Source organism: Paenibacillus massiliensis subsp. panacisoli DSM 21345, assembly GCF_000426545.1.
In the GTDB taxonomy this organism is placed as follows: Bacteria; Bacillota; Bacilli; order Paenibacillales; family Paenibacillaceae; genus Paenibacillus; species Paenibacillus panacisoli.
In genome coordinates, this window is record NZ_AUFO01000041.1 from 1 (window position 1) to 15,616 (window position 15,616).

General features: G+C 44.1%; 11 protein-coding genes and 1 pseudogene. 8 read left to right on the plus strand and 4 right to left on the minus strand.

The genetic code is table 11. From position 1 onward, the window contains the following. Positions 1-318: 318 nt before the first annotated feature. Positions 319-1,878 (plus strand): IS1182 family transposase, encoded by a 1,560-nt coding sequence (locus tag K331_RS0122060; RefSeq protein ID WP_028589927.1) that lies wholly within the window; start codon positions 319-321, stop codon positions 1,876-1,878. Between the two features lie 256 nt (positions 1,879-2,134). On the opposite strand, the gene K331_RS0122065 is transcribed toward K331_RS0122060, so the two are convergent. The 4 genes from K331_RS0122065 to K331_RS0122080 form a co-directional block, all read right to left on the minus strand. After that, positions 2,135-2,527: a RidA family protein gene (locus tag K331_RS0122065; RefSeq protein WP_028591955.1), complete on the minus strand. Its 393-nt coding sequence runs from the start codon at positions 2,525-2,527 to the stop codon at positions 2,135-2,137. 126 nt (positions 2,528-2,653) lie between these two features. Then, complete coding sequence (locus tag K331_RS0122070) at positions 2,654-3,043, minus strand: DoxX family protein (RefSeq protein ID WP_226383670.1); 390 nt, start codon at positions 3,041-3,043, stop codon at positions 2,654-2,656. Positions 3,044-3,139: 96 nt separating this feature from the next. After that, positions 3,140-3,733: a TetR/AcrR family transcriptional regulator gene (locus tag K331_RS0122075; protein ID WP_028591957.1), complete on the minus strand. Its 594-nt coding sequence runs from the start codon at positions 3,731-3,733 to the stop codon at positions 3,140-3,142. Between the two features lie 888 nt (positions 3,734-4,621). Beyond that, positions 4,622-5,764, minus strand: a complete 1,143-nt coding sequence (locus K331_RS0122080; protein ID WP_028591958.1) for a tyrosinase family protein — start codon at positions 5,762-5,764, stop codon at positions 4,622-4,624. A 78-nt stretch (positions 5,765-5,842) separates the two neighbouring features. Here K331_RS0122080 and K331_RS30180 point away from each other — a divergent pair. From K331_RS30180 to K331_RS0122105, 7 genes and pseudogenes are all read left to right on the plus strand, one after another. After that, positions 5,843-6,633: pseudogene (locus K331_RS30180) on the plus strand (ParA family protein). Then, a complete protein-coding gene (locus K331_RS0122090) occupies positions 6,623-7,651 on the plus strand; it encodes a ParB N-terminal domain-containing protein (RefSeq protein WP_028591959.1) in 1,029 nt (342 codons plus the stop codon). Before K331_RS30180 ends, K331_RS0122090 begins: the two are co-directional and overlap by 11 nt. A 15-nt stretch (positions 7,652-7,666) precedes the next feature. Then, positions 7,667-8,119, plus strand: a complete 453-nt coding sequence (locus K331_RS0122095) for a DUF6075 family protein (RefSeq protein ID WP_028591960.1) — start codon at positions 7,667-7,669, stop codon at positions 8,117-8,119. Between the two features lie 44 nt (positions 8,120-8,163). After that, positions 8,164-10,785, plus strand: coding sequence for a class I SAM-dependent methyltransferase (locus K331_RS33245; protein WP_051289975.1), 2,622 nt, complete (start codon positions 8,164-8,166; stop codon positions 10,783-10,785). Positions 10,786-10,812: 27 nt separating this feature from the next. Beyond that, positions 10,813-14,274: an SNF2-related protein gene (locus tag K331_RS30190; protein ID WP_156897698.1), complete on the plus strand. Its 3,462-nt coding sequence runs from the start codon at positions 10,813-10,815 to the stop codon at positions 14,272-14,274. Next, positions 14,237-14,773 carry a hypothetical protein gene (locus tag K331_RS31145; RefSeq protein WP_156897699.1) on the plus strand — a complete coding sequence of 179 codons (537 nt, stop codon included), beginning with the start codon at positions 14,237-14,239 and terminating at the stop codon, positions 14,771-14,773. Before K331_RS30190 ends, K331_RS31145 begins: the two co-directional genes overlap by 38 nt. 308 nt (positions 14,774-15,081) lie before the next feature. After that, the gene (locus tag K331_RS0122105) at positions 15,082-15,597 is read left to right on the plus strand and encodes a hypothetical protein (RefSeq protein WP_028591961.1); all 516 of its coding nucleotides are present in this window, start codon (positions 15,082-15,084) and stop codon (positions 15,595-15,597) included. Positions 15,598-15,616: the final 19 nt, after the last annotated feature.

Below are 15,616 nucleotides of genomic sequence, written 5' to 3' on the forward strand. Positions count from 1 at the left end.
AAGGGGGTGTCCCAAAAGCCATGAAATGGCTGCTTGGGACACCCTTTGGTTTTAGAGTAGGATATACTTAGGCACTTCGAGAGGACGCTCCGTGAACGGACCGTTGTTCCAATCGCTGTTGTCCCCAGATTTTATTTATTTTCCTAAGCGGTGAAAATCCGGGGACAAAGGCGACCGCTACCGCTTTTCCACAATCAGTCCGTCCTCTCCACTGTTTAAGCGGGAGAATCATTTTCAATTCTTTTAAAAATACAAAAAAAGAAACCATTCTTTGGTAAAATGGAAGTGTCGAGCAACCATTTCAAAGGAGGGTTTCTTTTGTACATTCAATATACCATGGACCAACTTTGCTTGCCAATGGATCTGGAAGAAGATATTCCAGAACACCACCTCGTTCGTGTCGTGAATGCGGCCGTCAATCGGCTGGACGACGCCATTTTTGACGCGGCCTACCCTGGCGGTGGCCGTGACAGCTATCACCCTAAAATGCTTACCAAAGTCATCATTTACGCCTACACTCAGCGTATATATTCCTCCCGCCAAATCGCCAAATCCATCCGGGAGAACATCCTCTTCATGTGGCTCGCCGGACGGCAGCGGCCAGACTTTCGGACCCTTAACCGCTTCCGCTCCGAGCGGATGAAGAGCGTTCTCGAAGCCGTATTTACCGCCGTGCTTCAGTTTCTGGCTGACGAAAAATACGTTTCTTTGGAGCAGTACTTTGTGGACGGAACCAAAATCGAGGCCAATGCTAACCGTTATACGTTTGTGTGGGGCAAAGCCGTCAGCAAACACAAAGCCAAACTGCAGGAAAAGGTACATGCCCTGTTCGCTGACATTGAAGCGGCACAAGAGCAGGAAGACCAAGAGAATCAAGGGAAAGATCTTGCTGAACTCGGCACAGGTTTCGAAGTGAGCAGTGTAAAACTCGAACAAGCCGTGGAAAAGCTTGAAGCTCAGCTTGCCCTAAAACCGAAAGACAAGCCCCTAAAAAAGGCAGTTCGGAGGCTACGGAAGGATTTGCTTCCTCGGCTGCTAAAGTACGAGCAGTACCAAAAGCTGCTTGGTGACCGAAATAGTTTCAGTAAAACAGACTCAGACGCGACGTTTATGCGAATGAAAGAAGACCACATGCGAAATGGCCAGCTGAAACCAGGCTACAATGTACAGATTGGGACCGAAAACCAGTTTATTTTAGCCTACAGTCTACACCAAAGAGCGACCGACACCCGCTGTTTACAACCGCACATGGAAAAAGCAAGGCAGATCCTTGGGAAACTTCCAAAGACCGTAATTGCGGATGCCGGCTACGGCAGCGAAGAAAACTACGCCTACCTGGAAAAGAAAGAGATTCAGGCGGTAGTGAAATATGGCAGCTACCACAAGGAAAAGAGCAAAGCCTGGAAAGCGAATGTCGGAAAGATGGAGAACTGGATGTACAACGAAGCCGAGGATCACTGGATATGCACGGCTGGACAAACGCTGTATTTCCGCAAAGAGAGTAAGGAAATCGTAGAGAGCGGATACGAAATTCGGAAGCGTCATTACCGAAGTCAGAGCTGCGAAGGATGTCCGCTAAAAGAAAGCTGCACGAAGGCAAGGGGAAATCGGGAAGTCGTGGTGAGCTTGGAACGATTACGGTACCAGAAGCAGGCTCGGGAAACGCTGCAAAGCGAGGAAGGATATCTCTTATCCGTACGCCGAATGACGGAGCCAGAAAGCGTATTTGGACAACTGAAGAACAACCGGGGCTTCCGGCGATTTCTGCTTCGCGGCATCGAAAAAGTGACGCTGGAGGTCGGCTGGCTTTCGCTCGCCCATAATCTATTGAAGCAAGCTGTAAATGACCAAAAACGCAGAGCAGCGATTCTCCAATAACGGGAGAATCGCTGCTCTGTTGACGTTTTAAGCTTTTGAGAACACAGAGGGCCTGTCTCCGCCAGTAGAATATCTACTTATGGGACAGCCTCCTCTTGCCGAAGATCTATGATACATACGCAGACTCTGGACTTTTATACAGTACTAACGTTATCTGAAGCTTAGCCTCGACAAGTATCCGCCAATACGGATTGAATAACGAGCTAAATGTGGTGATTGAAATGTAAAGAATGAATGTATAAGTGGGTGTACTGATTTAATCAGTATGTGCAACCGCCCGAATTTCGACAAGCTGATGAGGAAACGCTAGACCTGATACTCCGACGAGAGTCACCGCTGGACGATGCTCGCCTACATACTCTTTGTACAGACCAACGCACTGCTGAAAGTGCTCTTGTGGGTGGGTCAAGAAGATCTCTAATTCGGCAATATTTGCTCTAGCGACACCAAATCCAGCTAACACTCGATCCAGGTTCTCCAGCGACTGTCGTGTCTGCACCTCAACATCTCCCTCGCCAACGAAGTTCCCCTCCATATCGTGGGAAAATTGCCCGGAGATATAAATCGTCCCATGGATACTATAGCCTTGCGTAACACCAAAATCCTCTTCCCATGCGACACCGTGATTATAAATTTGAGCTGTTGTCATACTATCCTCTCCTTAGTTGAATGTAAGGCTAGTATAAATTGAACGCAGCTGAAAATATAGTACGGTCTTTTATGATATATACTATCCCAAAAGATAGTAATAAAACGAAACGTCAATGCTCTTTATTTAACCGAACAGAGGCGAAGCAAGTACAACCGCTGTAATAAAGACAAGTTGAAGCAATAAACGGGGGAAAACCGAGAGAACTGGCCTGCCATTAATCGTAAGCTTCCCCTGGGCAGCATGGATATTTGCAGGGAACATCATGATGAGCATAAGGATTAGACCACCAGAGGCAGCCCAATCAATATAGGGTACCAGAAGGCCTAACGCCCCAGCAATTTCCAAGTATCCTGTCCAAGTGACAATCCCCTCTTTGTTTGATAGACGGGGTGGAACCATCCGTAGCAAATCTGCTCTTCGTCTGCCCCAATGTGCTGAAGCCGTCATCAAAAACATAATGGAAACTGCTCCTTGTAGAGCAGGATGCCAATGGTCAAGCATAGGAATAAACAAATAGCCTCCTCCTCGAAGCAGCAAAAAACACACGCATAATACAATAAATGGTGCCATACATCCTCCTTCTGTTTCTTGCAACCTTGTTTAAACCTACTACCTAAGCATATAAGATATGAAGCGTGAGATTTCAGCAGAAGCCAGCCGAGACTTTTCTTTCTTGGTCATTGAAGCACGTATCCGTAGTCCCATCGAGAGGAGAACGAATAGCTCTCCAAGTTGTTCCGTGTCTACTGATTGATCAATCACACCATGTTGTATACCTAGTTCAATCCACTGCATCGAATAACTAACTGACCTTTCGTAAAATTGTTCGAGCGTAGCAGAGATCTGTGGATCGTCCTCTTTTCCCAACAAATAAAGTAGAATTTTGTTCGTTATCGATCCCTGCTGTTCTAATTGAAGTAGATTTGCAGTTATGACCTGCATCGGTCCCTCAAACGTTTTCACATCTGCTTCGGACACCGCAGACAAAAATTTCGAATGTAACGTTTCCTGATGTTCCATTAGAATCCAGATGAAAATCTCATCTTTGCTTCGGACATAATGGAAAATCGCCCCTTTTGATAACCCGGAACGCTCCATAATTTCTTTCAAAGTGATTGCATGGCAACCTTTTACGTCTAATAATTCCTTAGTCGCAGTCAACAAATGCGCCATTGTATTCTTTCGTCTGTCCTCATTTTTCAAGTGTTATTCCTCCAGACTTGCGTAGTTCTGATGACCAAACCGTCCAACAAATATTCACAGACTGAAACAGTAGCCTGATCCACAAATAATAAGGGATATGGTTTAATGCTCCGGGAACATCTTTGTTGCTGAGCGCATTAATCATTAACTGGAAAAATGAGCACAAAGGAAATCACAGTTGCAATGCCTGCTACCTTAAATCTGGAATATCAACAAACTGTTGTGCATTTGTGAAGTGAGAAATGCCTGTTGAAACCAGCATTATACTTAGAGCAATCCGTCCTCTAGCTCTCACATTTGATAGTACTGTTTTGTTACTCACAGCATGAACAAGCGTACATGCTAAAAAACTGCCCAGTGGATTGATCAAGGGGATCATCAGGTTTCCTTCTTTCTTTTAATTTAAACTAATTATATAAACCGACCATCGGTTTGTAAAAAGAAATATCGTTTCTACTTTAGAACAAGGTGCTAGTAATGTGAATTGGAACTCTAATTGATATTCAGTTTGTAACTCACACGCTTGCTGGAACAGAGAATACAAAAAAAGTTCATTAGATGTCTAATGAACTTTTTTATACGTATACCGGCGAGAGGACTCGAACCTCCACGGTTTCCCACTCGATTTTGAGTCGCACACTCTATTGCGACATGAGCAGAAGTTAAGTCCAAGAAGAGGAATATAAAACCCGCAAAAAGCCTTGTAGAACCAAGGTTTTTTGCGGGTTTTTCCATTGAAATCAGAGCCAGTCTGACTTCCCGATGATCACTGAAAAAGTAGCCATTTTAGAACGTTGGGAAGAACTCGGAAAGAACTGAAGCAGAACCAGCCCGCCCCTACCATTGACAAATTTACCTTAAGAAATAAATGATTCTCATATTTTATGTTCAAACCATCCGTATATCCATTGATCCAATAGGTAACTTAGCAGAATCAATAACATCTCCTTCTTTGTTAGTTGCTTGCAAATGAATTTGAACAGATTGTATTTGATCAGCACTCAGTTCTAGTTTTTTTACCGCCTCTGAAACATCAATATGTTGATTAGTTTTTACACCATGATGATGGTGGACGTCGTGACCAGTACCATGTAATCCTTCAGCACCAAAAATACCAAAAGATCCTGCAAAAACTTTTGATGTAGAAGAAGATGTTTCATCTTCCAAAAAAATATCCACCATAAAGGATTCATTATCTCGAACAATATCTTTTACTTCAACAATTATTCGTGATTTTATTTCATTTATAAAATTCTCCTCCGATCTAGTTGGACAAGTTATAGCATCTAATCCTTCATAAGTATAGTCAAGTCGTGAAGATGAAATATCAATTGTGTCAGCCACTCTCCAATTAGGGAAACCATCAAGTAATTGAGACATCAAATCATCAGTTGGATTTTCGTTAATATGACACTTTTGCCAAATTGCCCATTGTCTATCCACATTAGAGTGATGCGACCAAAAAATAGGATCGTATGCAGCACGAGGAACTGAGGACATATCACCACCCTGTCCTCCAACCCAAACATGGATACTACCATGTGGCTCCTCAATGAAATTATTAAAGCTAAGATAGTTTATTTGACTCATAGCAATATTCACAGATAAAGCAAAACTTCTTAGTTGATTTAATTCATGAGGAGGCATACGACGGGTATTACGGCTTCTGTCCTCAATTGGTCCTGACATAAGTGGATTGGCTAAAATACTCCCATCCATCTCAAATGACTCATCTGAATGAGCACTAGCCATCCCCTGTGCTAACGATTCACTTGATGTCCAGTCCCAAAACGGTAATGAAACTGTAGAGTCAATTGATTGAAGAGATTGTTCAAAAGTACGAATGTACGCTCTATGCCAAGGTAAAAACAATGGACTGCCATGCGGACAGCGGTGACCCGGAATTCCATGATAACCAGCTAAATCAATATAACTTCCCTGCCCTTCTTTGAGTTGGAATTCAATCATTGCACGGCGTAAAGCAAGTAATTCTTCTGGGGATAGTGAACGAATTTCTTTACGTAAATGCATATCTTCACTCCTTAATTGAAACTAAATATATTTTGTTTCAAACTCATCAAATTATTCTCACTAAAGGAGGTAATATCCTTGAACAAATCAACCGTTATCACCATCGCCAATCAGAAAGGCGGTACAGGTAAAACGACTACCGCCTACAACCTTGCTTACGCCCTATCTAATGAAGAAAAAAAGTACTACTCGTCGATTTCGATCCACAAGGCAATCTTTCTATGTGCTTTGGTATTGAGCAACCGGATCAACTTCCATTCTCCATGTTCAATGTCATGAACGCAATTATGAGCGACGAGCCGCTTCCTCCTGCTGAAGATTACATTCACTCGCATGGCAATATTGACCTCATTCCGAGCAACATTGAGTTGTCCGTTGCCGAGATCAACTTGCGAGATGAAATGGGCGGCGAGAAAACACTAGCATCTCTGCTGGAACCGATGAAGCCAAACTACGACTTCATCATTATCGACACTAACCCTTCGCTTGGCTTGCTGACGATTAATGCTCTTGCAGCCAGCGATAGCGTGCTGATTCCGGTCAATCCTCAGTTATGGTCTGCAACAGGATTAACCCAGTTACTAAGAATCATTGTCAAAGTCAAAAAACGAATTAATCCACGCATTAGTATTGAAGGGATCTTAATGACTATGTGCAATACCCGAACCAACTTATATAAGGAAGCTTTTCGTCTGGTCAAAGTCTATTACCGTGAAACCTTCCGTATCTTCGATGTGCAGATTCCCTTGTCCGTTAAAGTCGGAGAAGCAAACTTCTACAGCCAAAGCATTATTCAATTTGAACCCAAGTCCAAGGTTGCCGCGGCGTATCAAGAACTGGCGAAGGAGCTGATGGAAAGTGGCTGTTAAGCGCCCTGTTCCCAAGCTCTCGAGCATCGACGAGCTGTTGTTGCTATCGGAGAAAGACCAGTTTCCGTTAGAGCAAACTGGCGGAATACAAACTATACCCATAAGCAAAATCAGAATGTATAAAGAACATCCATTCCGCTTATATGAAGGTGAACGATTGGCGGATATGATGAGTAGCATTGAAACTAACGGTATTCTTGTACCAGTCATTGTGCGAAAAATTGAAGTCGATGAGAACGGCTGTGACCACGAAATGCTGGCTGGACATAACCGGATGAATGCCGCGCAATTGTTGGGGGTTGAAAAACTGCCTGCTGTTGTGAAGGAAAAGCTTACTGATGAAGAAGCGCTTATGTATGTGGTCGAAACCAATGTATTGCAGCGCTCCTTTTCAGATATGTTTCCATCAGAAAAAGCAAAAGTGTTGTCACTTCGTTATTCGGATATGTTCTCACAGGGGAAACGAAATGACATTATTGAAGAATTAAAAACACTAGAAAACCCGCAATACAACAATGAAAATGAAACTTCGCCCCTAATAGGTACGAAGTTGAGAAGTGATGAAAAGTTGGGGCATGAGTATGGACTATCCAAAAATACAGTTGCCCGTCTGCTTCGTATAGACAAGCTCACTCCTCTACTCAAGAAACTGGTAGATGATGCGAAGATCGGACTATATCCTGCGGTCAGCCTTTCCTATCTGAATGAGACTGAACAACAAGCTGTCCATGAAGTACTGTCTCAGAACGAATACAAAGTTGATATGAAAAAGGCAGAGCTCCTGCGTGAATACTCCGGCCAGTTAACCGATGAGCAAGCAGTCAAAATCTTGTCTGGCGAAGCCACACGTAAGCTGAGAAATAAAACGCCAGCTCCCTTCAAGCTCAAGCATAAAGTATATGCAAAATACTTTTCCTCAGTTCACAAGGCCACCGAGGTCGAGGAAATCATCGATAAAGCATTGGAAATGTATTTCTCAAATCAGCGACAACCATCAAATGAATCATCCCATGAATAAAAGGAGGACACACACATGAATTCGATCTTTAAGGATATTGAGCATGAGCAGTTTTACGAGGGCAATCTTCGCATGACCCATAGTCAACATGATCCGTACCGTCAGGCTTTCTTCTATGTTCTTGGAATTACGTCTCAAACCCGCCAGCATATCCAAGAACTGTACGATTACGAAGAACAAGCAATTCGTTTGGACGCACTGGAACAAGGCTGGCAAACTAGTACTTCTATTAAGATGACTCGTCTCGCCTTTAACTTGTACAACGGCTATAGCGGAGATGCTGAAACAAGACGCGATAATCCCAGTCAGTACAGCCCATACCAACTATTTGACACTGGACTGATGCCTTACTTTTTTGAAGCAATCAAGCTGCGTTATGCAGAATATGCCCATACCCTGGAACAACCGTACTTTGCCTTTTCACCAACAGAAACAGATCATCACTCTTCATATGAACACGAAGCCTGAATTATATAACGCCTGTCTATTCCAATCAGAAAGGAGAGCCTTCCATGAGCCGTTTTCAGCCCTTGCGCCAACTATATGCTTCTGCAATTAGCGACATCACATCCAGCGGAGATACCTGGCAACAATACATGCACTTTGCAGCATCCATCTACAAGTACTCATTTGACAACAGCTTACTCATTTATGCTCAGCGTCCAGATGCGACCATGTTGGCTCCCCTTCCATTATGGAATCAGCTAGGTCGTTATGTGACAAAAGGCGAGAAGAGCATTGCCGTCTGTGACTTCCAACAAACCACACCGGCACTAAGTCATTTATTCGATGTCACCCAAACAACAGGCAAACAAGCCCCTACTCTCTGGAGTCTGGAACAGCTTGATCCCGAGGAACTAGCTGGGCGAATAACTTCCTACGATACGCTTAACCTTCCTGAAGCCATCTCGCAGCTCGTACATGACACGGTTCATTCAACCTGGGATGAATGGCTACAGGATATTGAGCATGATCTTCAAGACCATTTCTTAGGTAGCATCCCTATGCTTGGACTTGAACAGCATATGGGCGACTTAATAGAAGACAGCGTTCGTTACCTTATCCATCGTCGCTGCCAGTTGCCTGAACCAAATCATACTGACTTTTCGACGATTACCCATTTCGATACCTTGCCGCTTGCTGCACGCTTGGGCTATCAGGTGAACACTCACGCCCACGCCCTACTCACAGACATTGCACGTTATGTAAAAATTATGGAACAGGAAAGGAGCTTATCTCATGAATCATCCCGACAAACCGACATTGACGTATCACGAAGTGGACGGACTGCTGTATCCGAACCTGCAAATCTCGAACGAAGCGATAAGCGATCAACAGCCCTTGGGGAAATTCGGGCGGCTGGCGCTGAACCATCTGCGGAATCATCACCCGTAACGCTTTCAAATTCTTCAAATGGAAGGCAACCTGATGACCAAAATACATCAGGTCGAACAGGAGGCACTGGAACGGATGGAACAATTGACCGACCAACTGCTTCTCCTTCAGCCCCTGCCCCAGACGGACGATACATTGGAACGTACACGTCATCTGAACCAGATCAAATCAACGGCGGAGGAACTGATCATGAACGACCTCATTCTAAAGCCGCGATAACCCAAGATAGTCTCCCTTCGCCGACCTCACCTGAGCCGCCATCAAGCGGTTCTTTTTTTATGCCCAATAAAAGTGCAGTTCTTTCCGAAGTGCACATAGGTGAAGATATGCTGCCCTATTTAATCGTAAGCAACAGAAGCTCTTGGGCAACAAAACAACGTGTCTATCAGTTTGTCGTAGATAACTATCCTATTAAGTCGGCTGATTTGATCTCCTTTTTAAAATCTCTCTATGGAATTAGCGGAGCACGAGGTGATTTTGAAAATGGACTTGTCGGATATGCCTTTGATGGCAAACAAATTACGGTTTCTTGGAAAGATGCAAATGGATCACATGAAGAACATTTTAAATGGAAGAAATTCAGCGACACATTACTTCAATTAATTGCAGAAGGACGATATGACGAACACGCCGCTCCCTTTCCACCTGTGGAGTCAGAATGGACGTTATTTGATTACGCCAACGAGCAAGTAGAGATTAAAGATGATTTCAGCGAAGCCAAAGAGAAGCAGCACCATTTATCCAATCTTGCTGATGGGCAGCAACAAGACTCCCCTTCTCTATTAGAAAACACTGAAGGCTCGATTGAAAATGAAACGTCCTCTTCAAATGCTCTACCTAAAGTCCCTGCTGTGGCCAACTATCGCTTTCAAGCCGAACAATCCCCCTATGTATCTGGTCCAAAGAGTAAGTACAAGCGGAACGTAGAGGCCATTCACCTACTCAAGCAATTGGAATCAGCTCAGCGGCAAGCGACAACGGATGAACAGCATGTTTTAGCCGGTTATGTCGGCTGGGGCGGATTAGCCAATGCCTTTCATCCTACTGCGAGCGGCTGGGAGACTGAATATACTGAGTTAAAGCAGCTATTAAATGAAGACGAATATGCAGCAGCCCGCAACTCCACAATTACTGCCTTCTACACCGAGCAATCCTTAATTCAGACCATCCATGCGACCTTGCAACGCTTTGGATTAACCGATAGTGGCACTGGGCGGCGCTTGTTGGAGCCTTCAATGGGCAGTGGAAACTTCTTTTCCGTATTGCCTCCTGAATGGGAACATGCTGAACTTCATGGTGTAGAGTTAGACTCTCTAACGGGCAGAATTTCACAACAGCTCTATCCCAAGGCGAACATTCATATCCAAGGCTTTGAAACAATAGACTGGCGCGATCAACACTTTGACGCTATCTTCTCCAACGTTCCCTTTCATAACATTCGTATCCACGACCGCCGTTATAGTAGCAGCCATTACATCCACGATTACTTCTTCATCCGTTCGCTGGACTTGCTCAAGCCTGGCGGTATGTTAGCTTTTATCGTCAGTAAAGGCACAATGGATAAACAAGACTCCAGTGTACGTCAGATCCTAGCACAAAAGGCTGAATTAATCGGTATGGTTCGTTTGCCGAACACGACCTTCCAATCCCTTGCCGGGGCTACAGTTACCACAGATATCGTATTTCTACAAAAACGGGAGTCCCCTCTTGCTCTCACACAAGCAGACCTGCCCGAATGAATTGAGGTTGGTGAGACGCTAGACGGAGTGCCCATCAATCGTTATTACCTCTCTCATCCTGAAATGCTGTTAGGACAAATACAATGGGATCGGGGTATGTACGGTGCAGAGAAAACGAGTGCCTGCATTCCATATGAGGGACGTCCTCTACTACCTTCCCTGGAGCAAGCACTCGGTACATTACAGGCTCGTTTTCCAGAGCTACCGAATGAGATAAGCCTAACCCAAAGCAATAGCTCACCACTCTCACTAGATGGGGAAGAAGAACCCTTCCGAAAAGCACCTCCTGGTACAACAAACTATACGTTTATCTTCGAACAAGAACGCATTTATTACTGTGAGGACGGTATTCTTCTCCCTCAAGACATCAAAGGCAAAAAATCAGATCGCATCAAAGGCTTATGCGCCATACGCGCGGCTTTGCTTGATGTCATTGAGATCCAATCTCGCGAATACGGCTATGAAACAGAAGAACTGGAACAATCTCAATTCAAACTGAATCAAAGTTATGACCGTTTTGTTCATCAGTATGGTGCTATTAATGAACGGGCAAATACTTCTCCCTTTGCCGATGATAACCAACTACCATTATTGCGCTCTATTGAAGACTTTACAGCAGATAAAACCTGGACAAAAGCCGCTATTTTTACTCGTCCGACGATTCGAGTCAACGCCTTGCCGGAGCATACGGATGACCCGGTGGAAGCCTTACAAATTTGCCTGAACCACCGATTACGCATCGACCTGCCGTATATCGCCCATCTTAGCGGTAAAACAACCGATGAAGTACGAGAAGCACTAGGGGAACGAATTTTTCAAAATCCGCAAGCTTATACAGGAGATACAGAAGAAGGCTGGGAGTTGGATGAGGAATATCTGTCTGGCAATGTTAAAGACAAACTCGCCTATGCCATGCTCAAAGCACAGACGTACCCGGATGTATTTCAGCGTAATGTTGCGGCACTTACTCGTGTCCAACCTGCTCCGTTGCTGCCTGGAGACATTGACTTCCGTATCGGCAGCCCCTGGATTCCAGTTAAGGTATATCGGGCCTTTATGTACGAAACATTTGGAACAGCCCGAATCATGCAAGATTCACAGACCATTGATGTAGACTATCTCGAATACACCAATACATGGCGCGTATCTGGAAAATCTGTGGAAAGAGACTCGATTAAAGTCAACCAGACCTTCGGTACAGGACGAGCCAACGCTTATGAGATTTTCGAAAGCAGTCTCAATTTACAAAGCATTACCATACGTGACCCTGTAACTTATCTGGATGCGAAAGGCAATGAGCAAATCAAGTATGTGGTCAATGCCAAGGAGACGATGATTGCCCGCGCCAAGCAGCAGCAGATGAAAGAAGCATTTGCCTCTTGGCTTTTTCAGGATAAGGACCGAGCTGATACTCTACTCTCCATCTACAATGACAAATTCAACACGATTCGCCCGCGCACCTATGATGGGAAACACCTGGTGTTTCAGGGGATGAATCAGGAAATGAGCCTCCGTAAGCACCAACAGGATGTAGCTGCCCGCATTATTTACTCTGGCACAGCACTCATGGCCCATGAAGTCGGAGCTGGCAAAACGGCGGCGATGATTGCTGCAGGTATGTATTTAAAACGGATTGGTGCAGTTCACAAACCTTTATACTGCGTTCCCAATCACTTGACTGAGCAGTGGGCCAACGAATTTTTGCGCTTCTTCCCCTCTGCCAATGTATTAGTGACTACGAAAAAGGATTTTAGCTTGGCTAACCGTCAACGCTTCGTTTCCAAAATTGCGATGGGTAATTACGATGCTGTCATTATCGGTCATTCGCAATTCGAGAAAATCCCCATCTCCCATGACCGTCAGGAACAGCTTCTGCAAGATGAAATCCACAACGTCTCCCACATGATTAATCAGATGAAAAAAGAAAAAGGCGACAATTGGAGCATCAAGCAAATGGTCGTGTTTGAAAATAACCTAAAATCCCGCCTAGAGCGTCTTATGAATGAAAGTAGAAAGGACGACCTCCTCACCTTTGAACAGCTTGGTGTGGATATGCTATTTGTTGATGAAGCTCATGTCTATAAAAACTGCTTCACCTTCACCAAAATGCGTAATGTCGCAGGAATCGGCAAATCCAGCAGTCAGCGGGCTACCGATATGCTGCTTAAGTGCCAATACTTGCAGGAGATGAATCAAGGACGCGGAGTTGTATTCGCCACAGGAACACCGATTAGCAACAGTATGTCAGAGATGTATGTCATGCAGCGATTTCTCCAGCCTCAATTGCTGCAAAAGTTGGGACTAAACTTCTTCGATAATTGGGCCGCCACGTTTGGCGAAGTCGTTTCTTCCCTAGAGATTACGCCAGAAGGCAGCGGTTACCGCATGAAATCCCGTTTTGCCAAGTTCCATAACTTGCCGGAGCTGATGAGCATGTTCCGTCTCGTTGCAGATATTCAAACTGCTGACATGCTAAAACTCCCCGTTCCAAGGTTGGAAGGCGATAAAGCTAACGTAGTTGTCAGTGACCGCTCCCCTTATCAAGAGCAGATGATGGATGAGTTCGTTATGCGGGCTGAGAAAATTCGGAATAATGAGGTTGATGCTAAAGAGGACAACATGCTCAAGCTGACTCATGAAGCCAAGCTGATGTCGATTGACCCTCGCCTTGTACATGAGGATGCCCCAGCTGATTCGATGTCCAAGCTGAATCTTTGTATTAATAACGTATTTGATATTTGGAAAGAAACGCATGCTAATCGACTTACCCAAGTTATTTTCAGTGACAGTGGCACTCCAAAACCAGGGCAGTTTAATGTGTATGATGAAGTGAAATCCCAACTGATGCTTCAAGGCATCCCCGAGCAGGAAATCGCCTTTATTCATGATGTCAATACAGATGCAGCACGAGAGGCTTTGTTTGAGCAGGTACGCCGCGGCGAAGTCCGCATTCTGTTGGGCTCCACGCAAAAAATGGGAACCGGGACGAATATACAAACAAAGCTCATCGCTGCCCACCATATCGACTGCCCGTGGCGACCTTCTGATATCATTCAACGGGATGGACGCATTTTACGGCAAGGCAATCAAAATGAATCGGTGCAAATTTTCCGCTATGTAACTAAAGGAACCTTCGACTCTTATTTATGGCAAATCCAGGAGCAGAAGCTGCGCTATATATCGCAAGTTATGACTGGCAAAAGCATTTCTCGCTCCTGTCAGGACGCCGACGAAACGGTGCTTTCCGCTGCTGAGGTAAAGGCTGTTGCTGTAGGCAATCCCATGCTGGCGGAAAAAATGGAAGTGGACAATGAAGTCATCCGTCTCAAGCTACTTAAAACAAACTGGCATAACGAGCAAGTTATGCTGGAACGGCAGCTTAGCCAGCATTACCCTCAGGTGTTAGCCTCCTGCGCAGAAAAATTGGAGCAGTATCAAGTAGATTGGAAGCTTGCTGAACAACACCGGCTTCTCCATCACCTTGGATAGTACGATTTATACCGAGCGTCCCCAAGCAGGAGAAGTGCTACTTCTTCTATCCAAAGTCACTGAACTAGAGCATCAAGCTGTAAAGGTGAGGCAATACAAAGGATTCGATATTTTGTTATCCCACTCTGCCTTTGAACATGCCAATCTGCATCTGCGAGGAACGGGAACTTACACGGTTGAGCTTGGAGATTCAGCTTTGGGCAATATAAGCAGGTTAGAGAACCTTTTGGAGAAAATACCCGTCAGGATGGAGGCAATCAAACAGCAGCAGGAAGGTACCCTCCACCAGATAGAGACTGCACAGAAAGAGATTGGGAAACGCTTTGAATTAGAAGATCAACTGAGTCAATATGTAGTGCGGCAATCTGAGATTAACTCTGCATTGGAGTTTAAGGAATTGCAAGGGCAGGAACAGATTGTAGAGGATAATGATATGGAAGAACAAACCTCAAAAAGAGGAGAAGTGACCATATCGATAAATACGGGACAAGAAGTATAGGTAGACATCTACAAGGAACAAAAAAATAGTGCCAGTTGGGGTACAGATAAACTCAGTAAATTACTATAAATATAAAATTTTAACAATTTTAGTTCTTTGTTCATATTGCACTTTTATGTTCTGAGAGTTATCATAGAATTAGAAATACAATATAATTCCATTGGAGGTTTATTTATGAAAAAACTTAGGTGGCTTTAAATTTGTATTTTTTTCATTAAACTAATGAGCACAGTAGCTTCGAAGAGTTGTAACATCACTAACATTCTCTGCATAAAGACTTAAAAATTCATAAAGAATGGAGTCTTACAATGATTAAAAAAATATCATCTATATTATTTTCCATTGCACTATTCCTTTCGTTGTCTTCATCAGTTTTTGCCCAATCTGAAACTGAAACTGTAAGTCCTCCCAATAATCTAATTCTTCAGCCCAGTGAAGATTTCTCTTCAATTAAACTGGAGGTAGGGCAAAAAGTAACTATTCCTTTAAAATTAGTAGAACAATCATCTGATGGTATAACCCCGAATAAAGTATATCAAGGCGACGGAGGAACACTGACCCTTGAGCCTACTGCAACTGGAGTTGACTACTCAATTGTACTCTATGTACCTGCCACCTCCTTTGTTGGATTTATGAATATGACAGACCTTAAATCAGGATTAAGTCTAGGATCAACGCCTGTTACCGGATTTAGTGGAACAGTTCCTTATTCCCCAATGAAGGGACACTATTATTCTGCCTCTTTAACTGGAACAGCATATCTTGCAGGCATACCAGTTGCTAAAACAGTATGGAACTACATGACATGGTATATTAATCCATGAACTAACTGAGTGTATGGCT